The 24,500-nt window shown below is 59.2% G+C and carries 29 protein-coding genes and 1 pseudogene; 26 read left to right on the forward strand and 4 right to left on the reverse strand.

Annotation, left to right across the window (positions count from 1 at the left end; translation table 11 throughout):
• Nucleotides 1-130: 130 nt before the first annotated feature.
• The 4 genes from ASU33_RS01240 to ASU33_RS01255 all read left to right on the forward strand — a co-directional run bounded on the left by ASU33_RS01240 (nt 131) and on the right by ASU33_RS01255 (nt 3,440).
• Nucleotides 131-427: a hypothetical protein gene (locus tag ASU33_RS01240; RefSeq protein ID WP_059067347.1), complete on the forward strand. Its 297-nt coding sequence runs from the start codon at nt 131-133 to the stop codon at nt 425-427.
• A 34-nt stretch (nt 428-461) separates the two neighbouring features.
• Nucleotides 462-752 carry a cell division protein ZapA gene (locus ASU33_RS01245; RefSeq protein ID WP_059067349.1) on the forward strand — a complete coding sequence of 97 codons (291 nt, stop codon included), beginning with the start codon at nt 462-464 and terminating at the stop codon, nt 750-752.
• 114 nt (nt 753-866) lie between these two features.
• Nucleotides 867-2,531 (forward strand): ribonuclease Y, encoded by a 1,665-nt coding sequence (gene rny, locus ASU33_RS01250; RefSeq protein ID WP_059067351.1) that lies wholly within the window; start codon nt 867-869, stop codon nt 2,529-2,531.
• A gap of 264 nt (nt 2,532-2,795) precedes the next feature.
• A complete protein-coding gene (locus ASU33_RS01255) occupies nt 2,796-3,440 on the forward strand; it encodes a hypothetical protein (RefSeq protein ID WP_059067353.1) in 645 nt (214 codons plus the stop codon).
• Between the two features lie 262 nt (nt 3,441-3,702).
• Here the strand turns inward: ASU33_RS01255 and sucD are convergent, their stop codons facing one another.
• Nucleotides 3,703-4,596: a succinate--CoA ligase subunit alpha gene (sucD, locus tag ASU33_RS01260; protein ID WP_059067355.1), complete on the reverse strand. Its 894-nt coding sequence runs from the start codon at nt 4,594-4,596 to the stop codon at nt 3,703-3,705.
• A gap of 360 nt (nt 4,597-4,956) precedes the next feature.
• Here sucD and ASU33_RS01265 point away from each other — a divergent pair.
• Together ASU33_RS01265 and ASU33_RS01270 are read left to right on the forward strand one after the other, a co-directional pair.
• A pseudogene (locus ASU33_RS01265) lies at nt 4,957-5,934 on the forward strand (PLP-dependent cysteine synthase family protein); the annotation flags it as partial.
• Between the two features lie 73 nt (nt 5,935-6,007).
• The gene (locus tag ASU33_RS01270) at nt 6,008-6,424 is read left to right on the forward strand and encodes a response regulator (protein ID WP_059067358.1); all 417 of its coding nucleotides are present in this window, start codon (nt 6,008-6,010) and stop codon (nt 6,422-6,424) included.
• Between the two features lie 90 nt (nt 6,425-6,514).
• Here ASU33_RS01270 and ade read toward each other — a convergent pair whose 3' ends face one another.
• On the reverse strand, nt 6,515-8,182 hold the full coding sequence (gene ade, locus ASU33_RS01275; protein WP_059067360.1) for an adenine deaminase: 1,668 nt from the start codon (nt 8,180-8,182) through the stop codon (nt 6,515-6,517).
• 87 nt (nt 8,183-8,269) lie between these two features.
• Between ade and ASU33_RS21395 the strand changes: the two genes are divergently transcribed.
• The 10 genes from ASU33_RS21395 (at nt 8,270) to ASU33_RS01315 (ending at nt 14,203) form a co-directional block, all read left to right on the forward strand.
• The gene (locus ASU33_RS21395; RefSeq protein WP_160328108.1) at nt 8,270-8,431 is read left to right on the forward strand and encodes a hypothetical protein; all 162 of its coding nucleotides are present in this window, start codon (nt 8,270-8,272) and stop codon (nt 8,429-8,431) included.
• Between the two features lie 56 nt (nt 8,432-8,487).
• On the forward strand, nt 8,488-8,622 hold the full coding sequence (locus ASU33_RS21710) for a hypothetical protein (protein WP_286130381.1): 135 nt from the start codon (nt 8,488-8,490) through the stop codon (nt 8,620-8,622).
• A 7-nt stretch (nt 8,623-8,629) separates the two neighbouring features.
• Nucleotides 8,630-9,193, forward strand: a complete 564-nt coding sequence (locus tag ASU33_RS01280; protein WP_149866982.1) for a hypothetical protein — start codon at nt 8,630-8,632, stop codon at nt 9,191-9,193.
• Nucleotides 9,194-9,217: 24 nt separating this feature from the next.
• The gene (locus tag ASU33_RS01285; protein WP_149866983.1) at nt 9,218-9,886 is read left to right on the forward strand and encodes a hypothetical protein; all 669 of its coding nucleotides are present in this window, start codon (nt 9,218-9,220) and stop codon (nt 9,884-9,886) included.
• 64 nt (nt 9,887-9,950) lie between these two features.
• On the forward strand, nt 9,951-10,346 hold the full coding sequence (locus ASU33_RS01290) for a hypothetical protein (protein ID WP_059067367.1): 396 nt from the start codon (nt 9,951-9,953) through the stop codon (nt 10,344-10,346).
• 170 nt (nt 10,347-10,516) lie between these two features.
• Complete coding sequence (locus tag ASU33_RS01295; RefSeq protein WP_059067369.1) at nt 10,517-10,936, forward strand: hypothetical protein; 420 nt, start codon at nt 10,517-10,519, stop codon at nt 10,934-10,936.
• Nucleotides 10,933-11,637 carry a (d)CMP kinase gene (cmk, locus tag ASU33_RS01300; protein ID WP_059067371.1) on the forward strand — a complete coding sequence of 235 codons (705 nt, stop codon included), beginning with the start codon at nt 10,933-10,935 and terminating at the stop codon, nt 11,635-11,637. The genes ASU33_RS01295 and cmk overlap by 4 nt, the downstream gene beginning before the upstream one ends.
• A gap of 105 nt (nt 11,638-11,742) precedes the next feature.
• Entirely contained in the window at nt 11,743-12,627 is an 885-nt protein-coding gene (locus tag ASU33_RS01305) for a 4-hydroxy-3-methylbut-2-enyl diphosphate reductase (RefSeq protein WP_059067372.1), read from the forward strand.
• Between the two features lie 74 nt (nt 12,628-12,701).
• Nucleotides 12,702-13,241, forward strand: coding sequence for a DUF502 domain-containing protein (locus ASU33_RS01310; RefSeq protein WP_059068287.1), 540 nt, complete (start codon nt 12,702-12,704; stop codon nt 13,239-13,241).
• 149 nt (nt 13,242-13,390) lie between these two features.
• Nucleotides 13,391-14,203, forward strand: coding sequence for an alpha/beta fold hydrolase (locus tag ASU33_RS01315; RefSeq protein ID WP_059067374.1), 813 nt, complete (start codon nt 13,391-13,393; stop codon nt 14,201-14,203).
• Here the strand turns inward: ASU33_RS01315 and ASU33_RS01320 are convergent.
• On the reverse strand, nt 14,200-14,760 hold the full coding sequence (locus ASU33_RS01320) for an O-acetyl-ADP-ribose deacetylase (protein ID WP_059067376.1): 561 nt from the start codon (nt 14,758-14,760) through the stop codon (nt 14,200-14,202). The genes ASU33_RS01315 and ASU33_RS01320 overlap by 4 nt on opposite strands.
• Before the next feature lie 186 nt (nt 14,761-14,946).
• On the opposite strand from ASU33_RS01320, the gene ASU33_RS01325 reads away from it, so the two are divergent.
• From ASU33_RS01325 to ASU33_RS01370, 10 genes are all read left to right on the forward strand, one after another.
• The gene (locus ASU33_RS01325; RefSeq protein ID WP_059067378.1) at nt 14,947-15,240 is read left to right on the forward strand and encodes a 2TM domain-containing protein; all 294 of its coding nucleotides are present in this window, start codon (nt 14,947-14,949) and stop codon (nt 15,238-15,240) included.
• A 40-nt stretch (nt 15,241-15,280) separates the two neighbouring features.
• Nucleotides 15,281-16,387: a PQQ-dependent sugar dehydrogenase gene (locus ASU33_RS01330; protein ID WP_059067379.1), complete on the forward strand. Its 1,107-nt coding sequence runs from the start codon at nt 15,281-15,283 to the stop codon at nt 16,385-16,387.
• A gap of 79 nt (nt 16,388-16,466) precedes the next feature.
• Complete coding sequence (locus ASU33_RS01335) at nt 16,467-16,946, forward strand: ATP-dependent zinc protease family protein (RefSeq protein WP_059067381.1); 480 nt, start codon at nt 16,467-16,469, stop codon at nt 16,944-16,946.
• A 51-nt stretch (nt 16,947-16,997) separates the two neighbouring features.
• On the forward strand, nt 16,998-17,945 hold the full coding sequence (rimK, locus tag ASU33_RS01340; protein ID WP_059067382.1) for a 30S ribosomal protein S6--L-glutamate ligase: 948 nt from the start codon (nt 16,998-17,000) through the stop codon (nt 17,943-17,945).
• A 122-nt stretch (nt 17,946-18,067) separates the two neighbouring features.
• Nucleotides 18,068-18,610 (forward strand): hypothetical protein, encoded by a 543-nt coding sequence (locus ASU33_RS01345; RefSeq protein ID WP_149866984.1) that lies wholly within the window; start codon nt 18,068-18,070, stop codon nt 18,608-18,610.
• Entirely contained in the window at nt 18,583-18,897 is a 315-nt protein-coding gene (locus ASU33_RS01350; RefSeq protein WP_149866985.1) for a T9SS type A sorting domain-containing protein, read from the forward strand. Before ASU33_RS01345 ends, ASU33_RS01350 begins: the two co-directional genes overlap by 28 nt.
• A 262-nt stretch (nt 18,898-19,159) precedes the next feature.
• Complete coding sequence (locus ASU33_RS01355; RefSeq protein WP_059067388.1) at nt 19,160-21,223, forward strand: HelD family protein; 2,064 nt, start codon at nt 19,160-19,162, stop codon at nt 21,221-21,223.
• Between the two features lie 187 nt (nt 21,224-21,410).
• Complete coding sequence (locus ASU33_RS01360) at nt 21,411-22,397, forward strand: succinylglutamate desuccinylase/aspartoacylase family protein (RefSeq protein ID WP_059067390.1); 987 nt, start codon at nt 21,411-21,413, stop codon at nt 22,395-22,397.
• A gap of 278 nt (nt 22,398-22,675) precedes the next feature.
• The gene (locus ASU33_RS01365) at nt 22,676-23,326 is read left to right on the forward strand and encodes an OmpH/Skp family outer membrane protein (RefSeq protein ID WP_059067392.1); all 651 of its coding nucleotides are present in this window, start codon (nt 22,676-22,678) and stop codon (nt 23,324-23,326) included.
• A 162-nt stretch (nt 23,327-23,488) separates the two neighbouring features.
• Entirely contained in the window at nt 23,489-23,755 is a 267-nt protein-coding gene (locus ASU33_RS01370; protein WP_059067394.1) for a hypothetical protein, read from the forward strand.
• Between the two features lie 87 nt (nt 23,756-23,842).
• Here the strand turns inward: ASU33_RS01370 and ASU33_RS01375 are convergent, their stop codons facing one another.
• Nucleotides 23,843-24,424 (reverse strand): hypothetical protein, encoded by a 582-nt coding sequence (locus tag ASU33_RS01375; protein WP_059067396.1) that lies wholly within the window; start codon nt 24,422-24,424, stop codon nt 23,843-23,845.
• Nucleotides 24,425-24,500 lie beyond the last annotated feature (76 nt).

Here is a 24,500-nt window from a genome sequence, read left to right on the forward strand (position 1 = left end):
CAACTGAGCGCTACCGCTCCGCGGAGTTACAGGGGTTGGTGCCACGGCTATTTACTTCCTGGCTCTTTCGGGCAGAAAAGGGCTAGTAGCTCGATGCATTTCGTTACTTTGCCTCAGAAATTCCCTGATTATGGCCTCCTCGCAGCAGCTTGCCCAACTCGACCGATTGGAACGGCAGGTAACCACTTTAGTGGCTGCCTATCAGCAAGTGCGCGAAGAACTGGCCGATGCTCACACCACCATACAGCAGCTCCAAGCCGAGCTGCGCGACCGTGACAAGCAGCTACGAGAGCACCAGAACCAGGAAAATATTGTTAAACTTGCTAACACCATAGCTGGCGAACCGGCTACCGCAACCGAGCTGAAACAACGTCTCAACGAATACATCCGCGAACTAGATAAGTGCCTTGCCTATTTGAGGGAGTAACCACCTAGCCGACCCACCCAAAGCACCCGCGACTGTGACCGAACTATCCATCAAAATCCGCATTGCCGACCGCGACTATCCCCTTCGGGTAACGCCGCAGGAGGAAGAACGCCTGCGCCTAGCCGGGCGCATGCTCAACGAACGGATCAAGGAATTTCGGGAGCAATACGGCATTCAGGACAAGCAGGACTTGCTGGCCATGATTGCGCTTACCACACTGGCCGACCGCATGAAGGCCGTGAAGGAAAAGGACGGTACTGATGCGGCCCTGACCGAGCGCCTCTCCCGCCTCGATCAGCTGCTGGCATCGGTGGTACTCGCCTAACATCGATTTCGCTTACGGCTTAGGGCAGACGGCCCGGCCGGTAACTGCCGTTGCGGCAGAACGCTTTGCGCAGGCTATGGTGTTTGTTTCATCCTCCCCAACATACACCATACCATGCTCGAAATAATATACATCGTGCTGGCAGCTGTAGTGGCCCTTGTTATGGGCTTCTTCATCGGCCGGCAGATGGCTGGTAAGGCTCGGCAAGATGCTGAGGTGCAGGCGCAGGCCCGTGCCCAGGAGCTTTTGCAAGAGGCCGAAGCCAAAGCCAACCGAATTCGTGAGGAGCGAATTCAGCAGGCCAAAGACAAAGCCCGCCAGATTCGGAACGAGTCTGAGCAGGAGCTGCGTCGCCTCCGCCAAGAGGCCGAACAAGACCTTTCGCAGCGCCGCGAAGTAGTGGTGCAGCAAGAAGCCAGCATCAAGCAGCTTACCCAAGCCACCCAGCGCCAGCTGGAGCAGGTGCAGCGTAAGGAGAAAGAACTCGATACGTTGCGCGAGAAGGTACAGAACGACGCCCAGCGCCAGCAGGAGCGCCTCGAATCGCAGGAAGAAAAGCGCCGCGCTGCCCACGAACAGCTGGTTGATCAGCTGCGCCAAGACCAAGACGAAGTTGACGAGCAGCGCCACCAGTTGCAGCGCCAGCTCGAGGCCATTGCCGGCCTCACGGCTGCCGAAGCCCGCGAGCAGCTAGTAGAGTCGCTGAAGAACGAGGCCCAAATTCAGGCTTCGTCGTACATCAAGGATACCGTGGCGCAAGCCCGCCTCACGGCTACCAAAGACGCCAAGAAGGTGGTGCTGGAAACCATTCAGCGCACTGCCGCCGAACACGCCATTGAGAACTGCGTGTCGGTGTTCAACATCGAATCGGACGATGTTAAGGGCAAGATTATCGGTCGCGAAGGCCGTAACATCCGGGCGCTGGAAGCCGCTACCGGCGTTGAAATCATCGTTGATGACACGCCCGAGGCCATCATCATTTCGGGTTTCGATCCGGTGCGCCGCGAAATTGCCCGCCTCTCGCTGCACTTGCTCGTGAAAGACGGCCGCATTCACCCGGCCCGCATCGAGGAGATTGTGGCCAAAACGCGCAAGAACATCGAGGAAGAAATCGTCGAGATTGGCGAACGTACCATCGTCGACCTAGGAATCCACGGCTTGCACCCCGAGCTGATCAAGATGGTAGGCCGCATGCGCTTCCGCTCGTCGTACGGCCAAAACCTGCTGCAGCACTCGCGCGAAGTAGCCAACCTGTGCGCCACCATGGCCGCCGAGCTGGGCCTGAACGTGAAACATGCCAAGCGTGCCGGTCTGCTGCACGACATTGGTAAAGTGAGCACCGAAGAACCCGAGCTGCCCCACGCCATCCTAGGTATGGAGCTGGCGAAGAAGTACAAGGAGCACCCCGACGTGGTAAACGCCATCGGCGCCCACCACGACGAAATCGAGATGACCGCGCTCATCTCGCCCATCGTGCAGGCTTGCGACGCCATCAGCGGTTCGCGCCCCGGCGCCCGCCGCGAAATGATGGAGAGCTACATCAAGCGCCTGAAGCAGCTTGAAGAAACGGCGCACGCCTTCAAAGGCGTTAACCAGTGCTACGCCATTCAGGCCGGCCGCGAGTTGCGCGTAATCGTGGATGCCGACAACGTAACCGACGACCGCGCCCTGGAGCTTTCCTCCGAGATTTCGCAGAAGATCGAGAAGGAAATGCAGTACCCCGGCCAGATCAAGGTGACGGTTATCCGCGAAATGCGCGCCGTAGCCTACGCTAAGTAAGCTACTGCACTTTCCGCAGTACAAACGCCTGCCGCAACAGCTGTTGCGGCGGGCGTTTTAATTTGGTACCTAGGGCAGTTAACGGCTAGCTCAAGCGCAACGCCAGAATAATCTCGACAGTTGCACAACGAAACGCGGCTTCGTACGTTGTGCTAGCGCAAACCATTACCCGTTGCTGTGGCCGTACGTCGACTGTTGCTGTTGGGCCTGCCGCTGCTGAGTAGCTGTGCCTCTGTTTATTTTCCGCCACCTGCTGCCGCGCCCATGCTCACGCAAAAGGGCGAGTTCAGCGGCGGCCTGCATACCAATTGGAAAGCCAACGTTAGCGCTCAAGGGGCCTATGCAGTAGGCGAACACGTGGGCCTAATTGCCACGGGTTCGTTTCTGCACACCAATGGCAAGCGCAAAGTCTACGACCAAGATTTTGGCGAAGTGGGCGCGGGCTACTACACTCGCTTCGGAGCCGACCAAAGCCGCATTTTGGAGGTGTACGCCGGCGCCGGTTACGGCAAAGGCAAGCGCACCGAACGTACCCGCGCCGGCGAAGTAACAGAAACCGTTGAAGCCCGGCTCGAAAAGTACTTCGCGCAGGTAAACTACACCAAGAAAGACCGCGAGGAGTTCGAGTTCCTAGGTCGTACGTGGCCGTTCCGCTACGGGGCAGCCCTCCGCCTGAGCTACATGAACACCCCCGAGCTGCGCCTGAACGGCCAGCGCATTCCGGGCGAAGACAACATTTTCTTCGAGCCCGTTACCTATACCCGCATCGGCCTGATTGGCCCATTGAAGTTTCAGGCCATGAGTGGCTGGAACTTCGGCCTGAAAAACCGCAAGTACCTTACTGCGGGCAACTCGGTGTTCAGCCTAGGTCTAATTGTGAACGTGGGTGGTGATGGGCGAGGGGATTAGCTTGGTGAGGGTATCGGTGTTTGGCGTTACTTGTTGTTATCCTGACAGAAGAAATACCTTGCCGCGTCCGCACACTTTTTGGTTATCCTGAGCACAGCAAAGGACCTTACCACGTCAGATACCGCCTTGCCCTAGCCCGTTCTAGCGAGTGAAGGTCCTTCGCTGTGCTCAGGATGACAGGTGCGAGGCAACGTTTTCTGCAAACAAAGAGCCCTGGTCGATTGCTCAGCCAGGGCTCTTCGTGTTTCTGAACCTAGGGCAATTACGCCTCTACTTTCTCGCCTTTCAGCACGCGCAGCATCGTCTCGCCGATTTCGGCGGGCGAGTCAACTACGTGGATGCCGCACTCGCGCATGATGGCCATTTTGGCAGCAGCCGTGTCGTCGGCGCCGCCTACAATGGCACCAGCGTGGCCCATGCGGCGGCCGGGAGGTGCAGTTTGGCCGGCGATGAAGCCTACTACGGGCTTCTTGTTACCGGTTTCTTTAATCCAGCGAGCCGCTTCGGCTTCCATACCGCCGCCGATTTCGCCGATCATTACGATGCCCTCGGTTTCGGGGTCGTTCATGAGCAGCTCAACGGCTTCTTTGGTGGTGGTGCCGATGATGGGGTCGCCGCCGATACCGATAGCCGTGGTTTGGCCCAGGCCGGCCTTGGTCAGCTGGTCAACGGCCTCGTAGGTCAGCGTGCCCGATTTCGATACGATACCTACGCGACCTTTCGAGAAGATAAAGCCGGGCATGATGCCCACTTTGCACTCGCCGGCGGTCATTACGCCGGGGCAGTTCGGGCCGATCATGCGCAGGCCTTCGCGGTTTTTCAAGTACTCCTTCACCGCAATCATATCCTTGGTCGGGATGCCTTCGGTGATGGTTACGATAACCTTGATGCCGGCATCAGCAGCCTCCATGATAGCGTCGGCAGCAAATGCCGGGGGCACGAAAATGATGGTGGTGTCGGCGCCGGTTTCGCGTACGGCGTCGGCTACGGTGTTGAATACGGGCTTGCCGAGGTGGGTTTGACCGCCTTTGCCGGGCGTTACGCCACCCACTACGTTGGTGCCGTAGTCCATCATCTGCTGGGCATGGAACGAGCCTTCGGAGCCCGTGAAACCCTGCACAATCACTTTCGAGTCCTTATTGACCAGTACGCTCATGTGGGAATGGAGTGAAGATAAATCAGTGGAAAAGCCCGCCTACGGCGAGCCGTGCGCAAAGGTAGGCTTTTCGGCGGCTGAGGCAAGGCAAGAAACCATACGTGGGGCCCTAGGTGGTAGCGGCTACTCGGGTGTGGGCAGTAAGAGGGTTATTTGCCAAGCTCTGCGTGGCCGGGTATGCATCTACATAGAGCTAGGCAGGGCTACTAATTGCACCTAGCGGGCACAAACAAGGCCCCGAAAGTGTTAGGAACCGATTGGCAAGGGTAATACCTAGGGCCAAGGTTTGTTAGCTACCACTAACAGTAGTTCGGCTGCAAGGGCAAAACTGTACCTTTGCGCTTTCCCAATCTCCCACGCATGTACCTAAACAACATCGTTGAAGCCATCGGCAACACGCCGCTGGTGAAGCTTAATAAAGTAGCCGAAGGCATCCCCGGTACCATCCTGGCCAAAGTTGAGTACTTCAACCCCGGCAACTCGGTGAAAGACCGCATGGCGCTGCGCATGATCGAGGACGCTGAAAAGGCGGGCCTGCTCAAGCCGGGCGGTACCATTATCGAAGGCACCTCGGGCAACACTGGCATGGGCTTGGCCCTGGCGGCCATCGCGAAAGGCTACAAGTGCATCTTCACGATGTCGGACAAGCAGAGCAAGGAAAAGCAGGATATCCTGAAAGCTGTGGGTGCCGAAGTGATTGTGTGCCCCACCAACGTGGCCCCCGACGACCCCCGCTCGTACTACTCGGTAGCCCGCAAGCTGAACGCCGAAATTCCGAACTCGTTCTATCCGAACCAGTACGACAACCTTTCGAACTCGGCCGCGCACTACGACACTACTGGTCCCGAGCTGTGGCAGCAGACGGAGGGTAAAATCACGCACTATGCCTGCGGCGTGGGCACTGGCGGTACCATTTGCGGCACCAGCAAGTACCTGAAGGAGCAAAACCCGAACTTGGTAACTGTTGGCCTCGATACCTACGGCTCGGTGTTCAAGAAGTACAAGGAGACCGGCATCTTCGACGAAAACGAGATTTACCCTTACAAAACCGAGGGTATCGGCGAAGATATTCTGCCCAAGAATGTGGACTTCGACCTGATCGACTTGTTTATCAAGGTAGCCGATAAGGATGCCGCCATCATGACGCGCCGCTTAGCTAAAGAAGAAGGCTTGTTCGTGGGTTGGTCGTGCGGTTCGGCCGTGCACGGTGCCCTTGAGTACGCCAAAGAAAACCTCAAGCCCGAAGACACCATGGTAATTGTGTTGCCCGACCACGGCACGCGCTACCTAGGTAAGATCTACAACGACGACTGGATGCGCGAGCAGGGCTGGCTCGATTAATTTCAGTATCTTTAGCATACCCGACTGCAAGGCGTGGCCGGTATTGTTTCAACTATCACAGGCCTACGCAATGTCACGTAAACTCAACCAGGTGGTTCTTATTGACGATAACGAAACCACTAGTTTCTTGAACAACCGCTTGTTGCAGCGGCTCGATCTGGCCGAGAACATTCTGTTGTTCACCAACGCCGAGCAAGCCTTCAACCAACTTTGGGGCAAAGGTGCGGCAGCCGGCGATGCAAAGCCGGAACTGGTTTTTGTAGACCTGAAGATGCCCGGTATGGATGGCTTCGAGTTCTTAAACCAGTACAGCCAACTGCCCGCCGAAGTGCGCGAAAAAACCGTAATGGCGGTGCTAACCACCTCCATGCACTCCGCCGATACCTCGCGGGTATCGCAGTACGAAGGCGTAGAGTACCTGGCCAAGCCGCTCACCGAAGAGAAGATGCGCATGCTCCTCGAAAAGCGCTTCGAGATGGTAAACTAAGCTTCATCGAGCTTCTATTTTCACAACAGAAAGGCCGCCGGAACAGTTGTTCCGGCGGCCTTTCTGTTGTTGCGTCGGGGTAGCAAAGAGCTACATCAGCACGGATACAAACTCAAATTTTTCGCCATCGAAAAGGCCTTTGTCGCTCAGTTTTAGGGCAGGAATTACCAGCAGCGCCATGAACGACAGTGTCATGAACGGAGCGCGCAACGGACTGCCTAGGTGCTTGGCTAGCTGATCGACGGCCGTATAGGCTTCGGCTACGGCATACCCCTCGCCATCCGACATTAAGCCAGCTACGGGCAGCGGCAACAGCAGATCCTCGCCGTTGTCGCCCACGGCAGCCAGGCCGCCTTTGGCTTCGATTACCAAGTTCACGGCCCGGGCAATGGCTTCATCGGAGCAGCCTACGGCCGTGATGTTGTGCGAGTCGTGGCCTACGCTACTGGCCAAGGCACCGCGCTGCAGCCCAAACCCACGGATGAACGCCACGGCGGGCTTGGCATCGGCTTGGTAGCGGTTCACCACGGTAAGCTTCAGCACATCGTTGGCCACATCGGGCACCAGCAGGCCGGCTTGCACCGGTACGCTGGCTGGGTCGGCCGATGTAATTAGCTGGCCATCGTAGCACCGAATGGCTCGCACTTGGGCTGCTGTCGCGTTAGCATCCTGGGCACCTAGGGCAAAATCGGTGGGCTGCACCGGCTGGGCCACAAAGTTATTGGGCGCCGCGTTGCGGCCGGGCGGCAGCAGCGCGCGGCCGTGCTCGGCTACCAACTCGCCGCGCAGGTAGGTTTGCTGCACCCTGAAATCCTGCAGGTTATCAACCACGATGAAATCGGCGGCGTCGCCGTCGCGGAGTTGGCCTAGGTCGAGGCGGTAATGCTGCACGGGGTTGAGGCAGGCAGCTTGCAGCACCTTCCAAACATCAATACCGCGGGCCACAGCGCGGCGCACCAGCTCGTCGATGTGGTTGAGCACTAGTGAGTCGGGGTGCTTGTCGTCGGAGCAGAACATGATGTTGGCCGAATGCTCGTGCAGCAAATCCACCAGCGCATCGAAGTTGCGCGCGGCCGAGCCTTCACGAATGAGGATGTGCATGCCGCAAGCCAGCTTATCTAAAGCCTCGTCGGCCGTAAAGCACTCGTGGTCGGTGCTCATGCCAGCGGCAGCGTAACGACGGGCATCCTCGCCGCGCAGGCCCGGAGCGTGCCCATCAACGGGGCGGCCGTATTGCCGGGCCAGGGCAATTTTGTGCATCACGTCGGTGTCGCCGTGCAGCACACCAGGCCAGTTCATCATCTCGGCTAAGTAGCCAATTTCGGGCCGCTGAAACAGCTGCTCGATGTCGTCGGCGGTGATGATAGCGCCAGCCGTTTCGAACACCGTAGCCGGCACGCACGAGGGCGCGCCAAAGCAGAAGTGAAACGGCGACTGCCGGGCATTATCAAGCATAAACTCTACGCCGGCTACGCCCAGTACGTTGCCGATTTCGTGCGGATCGGAAACGGTGGCGACCGTGCCGTGCACCACAGCCAAGCGCGCAAACTCGGCGGGTACTAGCAAGGAGCTTTCTACGTGCACGTGCGCATCCACGAAGCCAGGCAGGGCATAGGGCAGGGCAGGGTCGGACGTGGTTCTCGTGGCCTCGTACTCAATCCGCTCGATGCGGCCGCCGGCTACCCAAATGGTGCCCGGACGGGTGGTTTTGTTACGGATATCGACAACGTTGGCGCGCAGCGCAAAATCAGCTGACATAGGCAAAAGCAGAAATAATTTCCAGAGTAAAGAGTGGCCAAGCCACCCAACAAAGAAGGTTATCTTTGTTTAAAAACCGATTGACTGGTGAGAAAGACCATAACCCTGTTGCTTTCGGCGCTTACCTTGGCTACGGCTACGCCGTTGCTTACGAGCTGCGCCCGCATGACGCCGCAGCAGAAAAAAACTGCTTCGTTTAAGCGCAAAGCCCGCGGTGGCAAAACGCCCTGCCCCTGCGAAAGCCACTAGCCGCGCCTGCTACCTAGGGCCGCCCGCAACTCGCTCCACCTCTTCGTTTTGTTTCTATGACCCACGTTTACCCGCGAGGCCGCCGTGCAGCCCTGCGCAGCATGTGCGCCGCGGCGCTTTTCCTAGGTCTTCATACAGCGGCCTCGGCGCAGGCCGACCTGATTGTCGGGCTTGGTGCGTACGGCCGTTAATGTAACCATGCTTGCCACGGCCGACCATCAGTTTGCGCGCAAAGGGAAAGGTAGCTACCAACTCGAGGCCAATGCCGCTACCTGGCAGCCCGCCAAGCTGCTGCTCACCAATAATTTGCTGCAGGCTGAGACCGGCAAGGACGAGCAGCGCTACAGCCTGGGCGAGCTGCGACAAGCCGTTATTGGCACCGATACGTTCGCGGTAGTACACAGCGTGCAGTTTCCGCCGAGCGGCAAAGACAAGCAGCCAGTGCCACCAACCACCGTGCTGGGCCGCCGCACGTGGCGCCGCCCGCAGGTCGAGCTGTTCGAGTTTGCCAGTGCCGGCGGCATGGTGCCGGTGCTGCGGTTCCCCAACCAAAAAGCCTTGGCCCTGCCTACGCAGCGCAAAGAGTTTCAGCAGGCCATGCAGGCCGTGGTGGCCGACCACCCCATGCTTAGCCAGCAGCTGCAAAGCGGCCAGCTCGACGTGACGCACACCCGCGCCATTTTGGATGCCTACTTGCGCAACAAGCCCGAAGGCTTTAATACAAACGCCATTTTTGCCCGTCAGCCCACCGGCGCCGAGTAGTATCTGCCCACACGTACATTTTCAATGAGTTTAGTAGCCCGATTCAGGTGGCTGACGCTGGCCCTAGGTGCCGGGCCGGCCTGCGCGTTTGGACAGGCCTTCCCGAGCTACTCGCCGCCGCGTATGCCACCGCCCATGCCGGGGCAGCCAGGCATGCCCATGTATTACAGCCCGCGCAATGCCGTAACGTTTGAGCGCGGCCGCTTTCAGTTGGCCGATGGCCGTTGGAACGACGCCCAACTGGCGCCCGGTACCGATAGCTTTGCCGTGGCTAATGACGACCGCCGCAACAAAACGCCCACTTGGTACGACCCGCGCGAAGTGCAGCGCTACGTAGTGCGCCAAGACACCTTTGTGGTAGCCCGGAATTTCTCGGTGCGGAAAGGAACCGTTGAGCAGGCGTTCGTGCGGCAGCTCTACCGTAAAGCCGGCTACGCGGTACTGCGCTACGATGCCCCCGAAACCCTGTTGCTAGCCTTGCCGGGCGATGGGCCCGTGCGGGTGTTGCCGAGAAAGCGCGCCGAGTTTCGCCAAGCCATGGCCGAAATCTTGCACGACCACCCTACGCTGCCGCAGGAGCTGGCCAAGGTAGATGTAGGCCCCGAACACATCGGCAAAATCCTTGATATCTACCTCAGCTGGAAGGCAAAGGCTGCCCCGGCCGGTGCTATTCCGGCCACGACCATGCCGTAACCACTGCCACGGCCAGCCCGTTGCCGTAAGAGGTAATTGTCTTCCGCGTTTAGCCTTTTTGCCTATGTCCTCCGAAAACCCCCTTGCCCACATTCACCAGGCTGCCGAAGCCGTGCGCCAGCAACTGCGGGTAAACGACTTCGACGAAGCCGCCGTGCAGCGCCTCGCCAACTTTATTGAAGAGCAGCGGCCTTTGCTTAATCGCGACAACATCCAAGGCGTGGTGGTGGCCCTAGGTGCTTTTTTGGGCCAGTGCATGGTGCAGGGCTACCAAGGCGAGTGGGCCACCGGCCCCGACGGCACCACGGGCGTGGGTTTCCGGGGCGAGCGGTTCTTCAACCCCTTCTTCCGGGTGGCGCTGCAATTCGACAACGGATTGAAGGAATCGGTGGCCGATTTCTTTGCTTCGATACCGTCGAGATTGGCCGAGCCAGTAAAGCGCAAAGGTTGGATACAGTAGGCATGCCTACTAGTACTTTCCCTGAAAAATCTTATTGTTTTTTCATAATCGTCTCTTTAGAGGCGATTTTTTTTGCCTGTAATTCTGCTATCCAGCAAAACTTTTGTAACTACGTTATCACTCGCTCGCGAGTTTGTTCTTCTTTCCTTCTTTCTATTTCACCTATTGCCATGGAAGAGTTGCGTGCTGCCGCCGAAGCTGTGCGGCAACAACTCAATGTATCTGCCTTCGACGAAGCCGCTGTGCAGATACTTGCCGAATTTATTGAAAAGCAGCGCCAGGATATCGGCGATGCCGACAAGCCAAACGTAGTCAATGCCTTAGGGTGCTTTTTGGGAGAGTGCATCATCCGGGCATTTGGGGGGCAGTGGATACACAATGAAGCCGGAGTGGTGGGCATCCAACTTGGAGCGCATACCTTTGTGCGGCCGTTCGAGCATGTGGACCGCCAACTGACGCATGGACTCGCCGAATCGGTGTCTGGGTTTTACCAATCGGTACCCAGCCGGTTATCGGTGCAGCCCGCTCGTCGGTTGACGTGGATTCCGCTTCCGCTCCCGACGACGGCCCGCCGACCGCTCACCAGATGAAAAACATCGTCATAGCCATCGACGGCTACTCTTCCTGCGGCAAAAGCACTACGGCCAAAGCCGTTGCCGCCGAACTTGGCTATGCTTACATCGACACCGGGGCTATGTACCGTGGTGTTACGCTTTACCTCCTCGAGCACAACATCTCGTTCGAGGACTTGCCGCGGGTGGAGGAAGCCCTTCACCAAATGCAGATTACCTTCAAGCGGAACCGCCGCTCGGGGCGCAACGAATTGTGCCTCGACGGCGTCATCCGCGAGGATGAAATTCGGCAGATGCGCATTTCCAATGCCGTAAGCGAAGTTTCGGTTATTCCGGCCGTGCGCCACGCCATGGTGCGCCAGCAACAGCGCATGGGGCGTAAGCGCGGCGTGGTAATGGATGGCCGCGACATCGGAACCACTGTGTTTCCGGACGCCGAGGTAAAAATCTTCATGACCGCCGACGTGCACACCCGCGCCATGCGCCGCCAGGTAGAGCTGGCTGCCAAGGGCGAGCAGGTGTCGCTCGATGACATTGTGCAGAACCTGCAGAAACGCGACTACCTTGACTCGACGCGTGCCGAAAGCCCGCTGCGCCGCGCCGCCGACGCCGTGCTGCTCGATACCTCGCATATTACGATCGATGAGCAGGTCGATTTCGTACTAGAGCGCGTTTCGTCCGTACTGGTTGATGGGCTACGAGCAGCTGAAATTGGCTGACAATACGCCCGCTCCGGAGGAGTTTGGAATGATTAATGCCCTAGGGCACGTTAGTCGGCAGAGCTGAGGGAAGGCAAGCCGGCTGGGCTACAAGAACCGACTGACATGAACGTCACCATCGATAAGAATTCCGGGTACTGCTTCGGCGTGGAGTACGCCATTCAGATGGCCGAAGACGAGCTGGAGCACTCCGCGGAGCTGTACTGCCTGGGCGACATTGTGCACAACCGCATGGAAGTGGAGCGCCTGCACCAACAGGGCCTGCGCGTAATCGACCGCGAGCAGTTGGGCCAGCTGCACGACTGCAAAGTGCTGATTCGGGCCCACGGCGAGCCACCCGAAACCTACCAGTTGGCCCTGCGCAACAACATCGAGCTGATCGATGCCTCGTGCCCGGTGGTGCTGAAGCTGCAAAACCGCGTGAAGCACGCCTTCGATGCCACGCGCCGGCACGATGGCCAGATTGTGCTGTACGGCCAGCCTGGCCACGCCGAGGTAACCGGCCTGAACGGCCAAACCGGCAACCGCGCCATTGTGGTGATGACTGAGCAAGACTTGGATCAGATCGACTTTAAGCGCCCGGTTACGCTGTTTAGCCAAACCACCAAGAGCACGGCCGGCTTCTACCGCATGAAGCAAATCATCGAGGAGCGCATTGCCGCTGCCGGTGGCGACCTAACTACCTTCGATGCCAACGATTCCATCTGCCGGCAGGTATCCAACCGCGAGCCGCAGCTACGCAAGTTTGCCCACGAGCACGATGTAGTAGTGTTTGTGAGCGGGCGCAAGAGCTCGAACGGCAAAGCGCTGTTTGGCGTAGTAAACCACGAAAACCCGCGCAGCTACTTCGTAGAAAACGAGCAGGAGCTGCAAGATGAATGGTTTGATGATGCCGCCTCGGTAGGCATTTGTGGCGCTACAAGCACGCCCATGTGGCTTATGCAGCGCGTAGCCGACCGCATTGCCGAGGTAGGCGAAGCCGTAGCCTAATACTGCACCTTGAAACCTGCTGCTTTTAGTAGTTTGCGCCTGGCTTTTGGCCGGGCGCTTTGTTTTTCGCCTCGATGAAAAAAATCCTTGGCTACTTTCTGCGCGGGCTGCTAATTCTGGCACCCGTTACGCTCACGGTCTACATTCTGCTGGCCATATTCCGCTGGCTTGATAGCTCTTTTCAGCTTTGGGACATCCCAGGCTTAGGGCTCGGCGTGGTGGTAGTACTACTCACCGTGGTGGGGTACGTGGGTACCCAAGTGCGGCCGTTTATTGTGCTGGGCGAGCGTATTCTAAATCGGCTTCCGGTTGTCAATATACTGTATTCCAGCATCAAAGATATCTTCGATGCTCTGCTTGGTGAGGAGCCGAAGTTTAACACGCCGGTGCTAGTGAAGGTATTTGCCGGTACCGAGTGCTACAAGCTAGGGTTCATAACGCAGGAGTCGATGGTGGCGATTCACCGCGAAGACCTGATGGCCGTGTACTTTCCCGACTCCTACAACTTTTCGGGCGAGCTGCTGCTGGTACCCCGCGAAAACGTGGTACACCTTGATATGCCCAGCGCCCAAGTAATGAAGTTCGTGGTATCGGGCGGTGTGGCGAAACTGTAAGCTTGTGTGTAAACCAGGCTGGCGGTAAATCCAGAACGTCATTCCGAGCATGTTGCGCTTCGATTCCTTGCTCGAAGCGCAACATGCTCGGAATGACGTTCTGATTTATTCGGATGCCGTACTGCTTACTCTCCTAGTCATCCTCAATCATGTTCGTCGAATCGGGCCGTACCAAGCTGCATTACCAGGTTTATGGCCGCGGGCCGTTGCCGGTGCTGGCCTTCCATGGCTACGGCCAAAACGAAAGTCACTGGCGCAGTGTAGCCTCGTTGTTGGGCGAGCGGGTTACCATTTACTCCTTCGACTTATTTTACCACGGCCGCAGCCGCTTGGCCAAGGCCGATGCCCCCATTCGGAAACCGCGTTTGGCCGAACTCCTAGGTCAGTTTCTGAAGGAGCAAGGCATTGAGCACTTCGGGCTGCTGGCCTTTAGCATGGGCGCCAAGTTTGCCCTGAGCATGGCGGAGCACTTTGCCGAGCGTGTGGCGCACCTTTGGCTGATTGCGCCCGACGGCATCAAAACACAGTTTTGGTACTCATTGGCTACCTACCCGCCTTGGATGCGCAATGTGTTGGGCCGCGCCGTGTTGCGCCCACAACGTTTGCTCAACCTCATCGAGGCCTTAGGTCAGCGGCGCATTGTGGATACCGGGCTGGTGCGCTTTGCTCAATGGCAGCTCGATAGCCGCGAAAAGCGCCTGCGCGTGTACCGCAGCTGGACGGGTTTCCGCCACCTCGTGTTTGATACGCGCCAACTGGCCCAAGTGCTCAACCGCAGGCCCACGCCCGTTACGTTTTTCCTGGGGCGCTACGATCGGGTAATCCCGCATGCTGGCCTGCGCGAGTTTATCGGTTCGCTCAACAATGCTCACACCGTAATGCTGGAAGCCGGCCACGCCGGGCTCATCTACGATGTGGCCAGTTACCTGCGCCGCCACCCCGAGGAGCTGCGCTGGGCCTAGGCTTCGGATAAGGCCGCTAGCTCGCGTTCGTACAGGTGCAGGTTTTCCTCATCGAACAGCACAAACACTACAATCTCGGGCAGCTCGTGGTGCATGAGGTAATCGCGCACGGTTTGCACGGCAATGCGCGCCGCTTCGGCTTTGGGGTAGCCGTAGATGCCGGTGCTGATGCCTGGAAACGCAATGCTGCGCAACTGGTGCTCGGCCGCTAGCTCCAGCGAGCTGGTGTAGCAATTGGCCAGCTGTTGGGGTTCTTCTTGCCCACCGCCTTGCCACACCGGGCCTACGGTGTGGATAACGTGGCGCGCGTGTAGTTTGCCGCCGCTGGTTATTACAGCTTTGCCGGTAGCCAAGCTGCCGTGGCGTGCCCGAATGGTACGGCACTCATCGAGAATTTGGGCACCACCCGCGCGGTGAATGGCCCCATCGACCCCGCCGCCACCTAGGAGCGAGGAGTTGGCGGCGTTGACAATGGCGTCGGTGTCGAGTTTGGTAATATCGCCGTGAGCGAGCAGGATGCGGCCGAATTCGTGGGAAGCAGAGTGGGGGAGAGACATACTGCAGCAGGAATGGTGAATGAATAAGGCATGGAATGCTGGCCGCGGCTCGCCTACACTTCGTCGGTCTTTTTAGACGGTTCAGCCCGAAATGGTTGCCGTTTGGGGCATAAAAAATTGACCTAGGCTACTTGTGCACAGTACATTCGGGTATTCTAATTCTTCTGACCGACACCAAACACTGCCATGACCACTTCCGACCGCGACCCCCAAATCTGGCGTATGGCCCGGGCGCGTGCCAAGTTCAAATCGCACGCGCTTACCTACCTACTCGTAAACGCCCTGCTCTGGACAATTTGGGCCGTTACCAGCCGCCAAACGGGCGACTACGGCGTGCCGTGGCCCATTTGGCCTACCGTGTTCTGGGGTATTGGCCTCGGTATTCAGGGGCTGGCTACCTACGGCCGCTTCGGGCAAGAAAACTGGTCGGAGCGCGAGTACGAGCGGCTGATGCGCGAGCGGCAAGCCGGCCGGCTTTAAGCTGCGCAACCTTTGCCTAGGAGCAGCAGTTGGTAGCGGTATGATCCGCCGACTGCTGCCCCTGCTTTTTTTGTTGCCCTTGGCTGGCGCAAGTCCTGTGGCTGCGCTCGATAACCTCAGTAACATCAAGCTGCCGGCGGGCTTCCGCATCAGCTACTTTGCCCAAAATGTGGGCGGGGCCCGCTCGCTGGCCCTAGGTGCCGATGGTACCGTGTATGTAGGCACCCGCGGCACCAAAGTGTACGCGCTGCCCGACCGCAACCGCGACGGCCGCGCCGACGAGGTAGTAACGGTAGCATCGGGCCTGAACGAGCCCAACGGCGTGGCCGTGCGCAACGGCGCCCTGTACGTGGCCGAAATCAGCCGCATCCTGCGCTACGACAACATTGCTGCCCGCCTAAAGCAAAATCCTAAACCAGCGGTGGTGTACGACCAATTGCCCGACCGGGAGCACCACGGTTGGAAATACATCAACTTCGGGCCCGATGGCAAGCTCTACATCCCCGTAGGTGCGCCTTGCAACGTGTGCCTGCCCGAGCAGCGCATCTTTGCTACCATCAACCGCATGAACCCCGACGGCTCGGGCCTCGAAACCATTGCCTACGGGGTGCGCAACTCTGTGGGCTTCGATTGGAGCCCCGCGGATAAGGCCTTGTGGTTTAACGACAACGGCCGCGATATGCTCGGCGATGACAAACCCGCCTGCGAGCTGAACCGCCTGCCTACACCGGGTTTGCACTTCGGCTTTCCGTTTGTGCACCAGGGCGACATCCTCGACCCGCAGTTTGGCAAAGGCAAAAGCCTGCGCACCTACGTGCCACCGGCCCGCAAGCTTGGTCCGCACGTAGCGCCATTGGGTATGAAGTTTTACACCGGAAGCATGTTTCCGGCGCAGTACCGCAATCAAATCTTCATTCCGGAGCATGGCTCTTGGAACCGCTCCAACAAAATCGGCTACCGCATTACCCTGGTGCGCCTCGATGCCAGCGGAAAACAAGCCACCAGTTACGAAACCTTTGCCTCGGGCTGGTTGCAGGGGCAGCGGAACTGGGGCCGCCCGGTAGCGCTACTGGTAATGCCCGATGGCTCGCTGCTTGTTTCCGACGACCAGAACGACTGCGTGTACCGCATCAGCTACGCGGGCTAAGCGCACCTAGGGCTTAGCCAGAAGAAAAAATAAGCGGTACCTGCCCAGCTACTCGCGGCCGCACTCGTATTTTGCTGCCGTGAAAAAGGCCCACCCCCGACGACCCCCGAAACGAATCGTAGGCCGCCGCGAGCTTGTCGACTTTCCGCAGTTTCAGCTGCGTGGGGTAGAGGCCAAGGTGGATACCGGCGCGTTTACGGGCGCCATTCATTGCTCTGACATCCACGTGGATACGCTGCCCGATGGGCGGCCGCTGCTGCGTGTGTTGCTCCTCGACGATGCGCACCCAGCTTTCCACGGCATGCCGCTGCAGTTCGAGGAGTTTTCGCTGCGCGACATCCGTTCTTCGAATGGCGAAGTGCAGGAGCGCTACGTGATTAGGACCGTGATTCGGCTGTTTGGCGAAGATTTCGAAACGGAATTTTCGCTTTCCGACCGCTCCGACATGAAGTACCCCGTACTTATTGGGCGGATGCTGTTGCGCCGGGCCCGGTTGATGGTGGATGTGTCGAGGCGTAACCTGTCGTACAAAAGCCAGCACTTGCGCATCGCCGACTAGCCGGTTGCCTGCTTCCCTGTTTTCTTCCTCAGCTATACCCTCGTTTACCATATGAAACTGGCGATTCTCTCGCGTGAGCCCAAACTGTACTCCACGAAGCGCCTGGTGGAAGCGGCCGAGCTGCGCGGCCATCAAGTCGAAGTCATCGACCATTTGCAGTGCAACCTGGTGCTGGAAAAAGGTGCCCCCAGCATTGTGTACGAGGGACGTAAGCTCGAAGACTTCGATGCCGTTATTCCGCGCATCGGGGCCTCCGTTACTTTCTACGGCACAGCGGTGGTGCGCCAGTTCGAGATGATGAAGGTGCGCACCGCCGTCGAAAGCCAAGCCATTGTGCGCTCACGCGACAAGCTGCGCTCCATGCAGATTTTGGCTCGTGCCGGCGTGGGCATGCCCAAAACGGCCTTCACCAACTACTCCGACGAAGTGCTGGAAATGATTCAGCAGGTAGGCGGCGCCCCCGTAATCATTAAGCTGCTTGAGGGCACGCAAGGCCTAGGTGTGGTACTAGCCGAAACCGAAAAGGCCGCGCAGTCGGTGATTGAGGCCTTTCATAACCTGAAGGCCCGCATTATTGTGCAGGAGTTTATCGCCGAAAGCAAAGGCGCCGACTTGCGTGCGTTTGTGGTGAACGGCGAAGTGGTGGGCGCCATGAAGCGGCAGGGCAAAGAGGGCGAGTTTCGCTCGAACCTGCACCGTGGCGGCACGGGCAAGCTCGTGAAGCTAACGCGCGCCGAAAAAGCGGCTGCCTTGCTGGCCACCAAAGCCCTGGGCCTAGGTATTGCCGGCGTTGACATGCTGCAGAGCAAGCGCGGCCCGCTGGTGCTGGAGGTGAACTCGTCGCCGGGGCTCGAGGGCATCGAGAAAGCCACCGGGCTGGACATTGCCGGTAAAATCATCGAGTACACCGCGGAGCTGAGCAAGCACAAAAAAGGCAGCAAGAAGAAAGGCGGCACCAAATCGGCCGCCAAATCGCTGCCCGATACGCAGTCGGATTAGGAACTGCTTTTTCGGGGTAATAGCCACGCGCTCTGCTGCCAGCGGCGGAGGAGCGGTGCCGGGTTGGTGGGTTACGTTGGGCCCGCTGGGTTATTAACAGGGTACCTCAATCCAGCACTGTTATGCTGCCCGCTCGTCGATACTGCTTGCTGTGGATTTTGCTTTTTACCAGCGTGTTGTGGGGCTGCGACGGCCAGTGGGGCTGGCTGCAGCCTTATCCCTTCGAGAATGCGCCTGCCCAGCGTCCGCTCAACCTGGCGCATGTGCTTGGGCGCCAACTCACACTCACATCGGCTACCGACACGCTCGAACTGCTGATACGCTTTGAGCGCTCATCGCGCACCAGCGTTGTACTCGATGCCACTACTGGCGACACATTGCTTAGCGGCTGGGTAACGCGCTACCGCGGGCTCTATTACTTTGCCGAGCCCCGCGCCGATTCAACCTACTGGGTGCACGCCTGGCGCATCAAAGGCAATCATGTGCAAGGACTTATGGAACATTGGGCGCAGATGCTGGCCCTGCGCGACGCCGTGGAGCACGGACGCTTTGCCGAGCTAAAGCGTGGCTCAGTTACCGATACTGTTGTGCGCCTGCACTACGATGCCCCAAAGCTGCATGCGTTTTACGAGGCCGCGTGGATAGCTGCAGCGTGTACCGCCTAGGTAGCCAAGCGGCGCACCAGCCCATGGCACCAGCAGCCGAAAGCGTGATTACCAGCGTGTACCCCAATCCGGCTGTGGAGCAAGCCACTGTAGAGCTTGCCGGCACGGGAGTTTACCGCCTCGAGGTGCTCGACGCCCAGGGGCGTACCTTGCTAACGCAGCCAGCGGTACAGCGGGTGGTTAAGCTAGAGGTAAGTCGTATGCCGGCGGGTACTTACTGGGTGCGGGCCCGCGATGCGCGCAACGGCCGAACGGCTACCAAACAGTTCGTGGTGCAGCGGCCCTAGGTGTCAGGCCTTGCCAGTAGGGCCGCAGCTTAACGCTGGGCTATTCTTGCGTCCTGCAATCTATGCCGCTCCGCAGTAGCCCAGCAGGTGCGGCACCTACCCGGCGTAGCCGATGTATCACCGGACTCCGACATTCAGCTGCCGCCCCCGGATAGCTCGCTTACGTGGTAAGGCTTGGCTGACTGATGACGTGGGCCTGCGCTGGCAATAAAATGACCCCAAGGTTTCGTCGGCCAGAATTTGCGGTGACCTTTGCGGCATTATGGAGAATTCGCCGGTGATTAACGCCACGGAACAGGAAGAACGGGAGTATCTCGAAGAAATAAAGGAGCAACTGGTGTTGGCGGTAAGGCGCGTCGACGATGCCGTGCGGCAGTTTTCCGGCGAGCTGCGCCAGCAAAAGCAGTACCTGCACGAGCACCAGTCGGGCCTCGACGACGCCGACATGGTGGCCGCCGAGCAATCCATCAACCGCATGGCCTACACCGGCGAGGGCGCCGTGGCCCGCAAGCGCCGCTTACTTAAGCTGGTGCAGTCGCCGTACTTTGGCCGCATCGATTTCACGACGCTCAATGGCATCAGCACGCCGGTATACATTGGGGTGCACGCTTTTGCGGGCGAAGGACAGCGCCAAAATTTGATTTACGACTGGCGGGCCCCGATTTCGTCGCTGTTCTACGACTTTGAGCTGGGCGAGGCCTCGTACGCCTCTCCGAACGGGACAGTGCCCGGGCGCATCGACCTGAAGCGGCAGTACCGCATCCGCGATGGGCGCATGGAGTTCATGCTCGACAGCGACGTGAACATCCACGACGACGTGCTGCAGCGCGAGCTGGCCAAGTCGTCGGACGACAAGATGAAGAACATCGTCGCCACGATTCAGCGCGACCAAAACGCGGTTATTCGCAACGAGGAGGCCTCGGTGATGGTGATTCAGGGCGTGGCCGGCTCGGGCAAAACCTCTATTGCCCTGCACCGCATTGCCTTTTTGCTTTACCGCTTCCGCGACACCATCGCGGCCAAAAACATCCTCATCATCTCGCCCAACAAGGTATTTGCCGACTACATCAGCAACGTGCTGCCCGAGCTGGGCGAGGAGCACATCCCGGAGCTGGGCATGGAGGAGCTGGCCGCCGATTTGCTTCAGGGGCAGTTCCGGTTTCAGACATTCTTCGAGCAGGTATCAGCGCTGCTCGAGCGGCACGATGCGGCCTTCATCGAGCGGATTCGGTTTAAGTCGTCGGCGGAGTTCCTGAGCCAGCTGAACCAGTACCTGCTGCACGTCGAGAACAGCTACTTCAGCGTAGCCGACCTGCGCGTGGGCCGCACGGTGGTGCCCGGCGCTTTTATTCAGCAGAAGTTCAAGGCCTACCACCGGGTGCCGCTGCTCAAGCGCTTTGGGCAGGTGGCCAACGACGTGCGCGCCTACGTGCGCGACAAAGTGGACCGCAAGCTGACGGGCGGCGAAAAAGCCACCATCGGGGAGGGCATTCCGCGCATGTTCCGGTATGGCAACGTGCTTGATTTTTACCGCGACTTCTACCGTTGGGTTGGCCGGCCCGAGCTGCTCAAGCTCGACCCGCAGCGGCCCCTGGAGTACGCCGATGTGTTTGCCCTCATTTACCTGCGCATTCGCATGGAAGGTCTCGCGGGCTATGACCACGTGAAGCACCTGCTCGTCGACGAAATGCAGGACTACACTCCGGTGCAGTATGCGGTGCTGTCGCGCCTGTTCCACTGCCGCAAAACCATCCTGGGCGACGTGAGCCAGACGGTGAACCCCTACAGCGCGTCGTCGGCCGAAACCATCGAACGGGTGTTTCCGCAGGCCGACGTGGTGAAGCTCTACCGCAGCTACCGCTCCACGCTGGAGATTACGGCCTTCGCGCAGCGCATCAGCCCCAATCCGAACATTATGCCGCTGGAGCGCCACGGCCCCGAGCCCGCCGCGGTGCGCTACGCCAGCCCGGCCGAAGAGCTGCAAGCCTTGCCAGTGCTTGCGGCCGCGTTTCGCAGCTCCGGCAGCCATTCCCTAGGTATCATTTGCAAAACCCAGCGGCAGGCCACGCAGGTGCACGATGCGCTGCACGGCCCGGGCGTGTATTTGCTGACCGAGGAGTCGACCGCTTTCAAAGAAGGCGTCGTCATCACCACGGCGCACCTGGCCAAGGGGTTGGAGTTCGACGAAGTGCTGGTGCCGTTCGTGTCGGCCCGGAACTACCGCACCGAGGTCGACAAGAGCATGCTTTACGTGGCGTGCACCCGGGCCATGCACCGCCTCACGCTCACGTACAGCGGCGAGCCGACGGCGTTCTTATCTGTCTGATAACCCCGCGCTGCCTGCGCCCGGGTGCGGCTCCTAGGTGCCGTGGCACGGCCCGGTGCAGGCAGGCAGTGGGCCAGGCAAAGTGCTGCCGCCGGAAATCAGCAAATAATAGGTAATTAGAAGCGGTGTGGCCCGGTGGTTGCTGATAGCTGCTAAGCCACACCTTCGGTTCCTAGTTTCTGCGCACTTGAGTACACCTGCCGCACCTCCCGCCCGCAACCCCGATATCCTGCTCAACAACCAAATCATCAGCCCAGGCGAGCAGGTGCTCACGCGGTTGGTTATTTCCAGGCTGCCCTCGGGCACGGTAATCGATGTGCCGGTGCACGTGTTTCGGGCCACCGAGCCCGGGCCTACGGTGCTCCTGATGGCCGGCATGCACGGCGACGAGGTAAACGGCATCGAAACCATTCGGCGCATGATTCGGCGGGGGCAACTCCAGCACCCGTTGCGCGGCACCATCATTGCCATTCCCATTCTCAACATCTACGGCTTCCTCAACTTCTCGCGCGAGGTGCCCGATGGCAAGGATGTAAACCGCTCGTTCCCCGGTTCACCCAGGGGCTCGGTGGCCAGCAGGGTAGCGCACCGCTTCATGCGCGAAATCATGCCTTTGGTTGATTACGGCATCGATTACCACACGGGCGGCGCGGCGCGCTCCAACCACCCGCAAGTGCGCTGCCTGATGGGCGAAGACGCTGAAACCGATGCCCTGGCTGCCGCTTTTGCCGCGCCCTTTACGCTGCACGCCGATTTGCGCCCCGGATCGTTGCGCGAGGCGGCCATGCGGCAAGGCCGCCGCATCATCGTGTACGAAACCGGCGAGTCGTTGCGGCTCGATGAGTACGGCATCGAAATAGCTACTGCCGGCACCTTCCGCTTTCTCAAGCACCTAGGCATGCTAGCCGAAGCGCCCGAGCCTACGCAAGCCCCGGTGGTGTGCCGCAAGCACACTTGGCTACGGGCCAAGTTTGCGGGCCTGTTCCGAACGCACATGCAAACGGGCCAGTACGTGGAGAAAGGGCAGGAGTACGGGATAGTAGCCGACCCTTACGGCGAAATGGCCGTGCGGCTGGTGTCGCCGGTAAGCGGCTACATCATCGGCCTTAACCACATGCCCGTGGTAAACCAAGGCGACGCGCTGCTGCACATTGGCGTGCCCGAAAGAGGGTAACATGCTGGCGTGCTTCGGCCACCTAGAAAGCAGTTCAGATAAGCCTGTAACCGCATATTAAAAAGTACTGCCTCGGTTGCTTGCGTAGCACCCAAACAAGATAGTGCCGCGCACCGCTGGGCTCCGAGGTGCCGTGTGGCCTGCAACACCTAGGGCAATAGCACGGTGCAAGTGGTGGCGCAGCTCATTTCTGCATCTATACCAAAACCTGCAGGTTTCTGCGTTTCTTTGCCGGAAGCCGGTGGCCGTAGCCGGTGGGTTTTTCGATTTTCTAACGCATGAAGAATTCGCTTCAACTGGCGCTGAACGCTATCCTGCTGATAGCCGTGGGCGTGTTGTTTTACCTCCACTTCTCCCACAAGCCCGCTGCTCCGGCACCTACTGCTGCGGCCGCGCCAGCCAAGGATACCAAGGTGGTGACCCTCGATTCGGCCAAAGCAACACCGGCCTTGCCTGAGGACAACCTGCGCAAAGTCGCGTACGTGGAGTCGAGCAAGCTGCTCGATCAGTACAAAGGTCTGCAGGATGCGCGCAAGGCGTTCGAGCGGAAGGTAGCCGGATGGGAGCGTCAGCACGAGCAAAACGTGCGCGGCCTGCAAGCTGCTGCCCAAGCCTACGAAAAAACCGCCGCTGGCCTCACCGATGAGCAGCGCGCCGCCACCGTGCAGCGCCTGCAAGCCCAAGAGCAGCAAGTGGCCGCCAAGCAGCAGCAGTTGCAGCAACAGGCACAGCAAGAGGAAGCCAAGATGACCGAGCAAGTGCTGACGCGCGTAAACAAACTGCTCGAGAGCTACGGCAAGGAAAACGATTACGACCTGATACTGGTAGCTGGCGGCGGCACTATTGCCTACGCCCGTCCCGGCCTCGATATCACAAAGGAAATCCTCGACCGCCTGAACGCCGAGTACGCCAACCGCAAGAAAAAGTAAGCAGCCCCGCTGCCACGGCAACGCCCCGCCAGAACCTAGGTTCTGGCGGGGCGTTGTGCTTATGAAGCCAATGGTTGTGCACTTGCCAATTAAACCTAGGGGCGGCTTGTTGATCTAACGAGTAGAAAACCAGTGCCCACACGCGGGCACTGCCCAACAGCTATGAAAACACTCCTGAAAACCTCATTGGCCGCGCTGGTAGCCGTTGTGGGCGGCCTGCTGAGCAGCTGCGTTACGCCGGCGCGCACCGTGGTGGTAGCGCCCGCTCCGCCACCTCCGGTAATAGTGCGCCACTACCCAGCTCCGCGGCCCTACTACGCACCCCGCCCGCCGCGTTACTATCGCCCGGCGCCGTACCGCCACGGCTATCGTGCGCCCTACTACCCGCCGGGGCCCCGGCGGGGTGGCCGGGTCATCATTGTGCGGTAAGCACCTAGGGCCTTGTAACGACAACGGCCGCCGGAGCAATCCGGCGGCCGTTGTTGGTAGTGCAGAGGAGCTGGACGCAGCCCTAGGTTAGAACGTGAAGCGGATGCTCACGGCACCATCGGAGTAAGCGGCGGTGCGGCCATCGAAGATGTCGAAGTACGGTTTAAAGTCGACACCCACTACGATGGGCAGGTCGTCGAACTTGTACTCGGCACCGGCCAGGAAGTCGCCGCCGAATACGGGGTACATCTTGTCATCGTAGTAATAGTAGCGGTACACCTCGTACTTCTTGCCCTTCTGACGGTACGCTACATCGTAGTAGTAGCGGCCGCGGTAGGCCCCGGCATGAAGGCCGGCGCCCACGTAAAACTGGAAGCCGCGCAGGTCTTTCAGCGGAAAGTGCTTTTCGAACAGCAGCGTACCGCGCACGCCCTTGGCGTAGTACTCGGTGGTAATCAGCCCTTCGATGGCTACGTTGTTGCCGCCGGTGAAGTGCTTAATGGTAAGGCCCGAGGCGTAGTTGCCGCCGCGCAGGCCAATAGCCGTTTTGTAGCCCGAGCCGCCGTTGCCGCCCGACGATTTGGATGAGCTCTTTTTCGATTGAGCCGAAACCCAGCTTACCGGCAGGCTCAAGGCCAGCAGGAGCAGGATGATAGCAGGTTTGTTCATGGAATGGTACAAGAAATGCTAAGCGTAAGCCGTTTGTTAATGCACTATTCGACAAACATACGGCTTGCGGTGCAAT

The sequence above is a fragment of the Solirubrum puertoriconensis genome, from assembly GCF_001483135.1.
Classification (GTDB): Bacteria; Bacteroidota; Bacteroidia; order Cytophagales; family Hymenobacteraceae; genus Solirubrum; species Solirubrum puertoriconensis.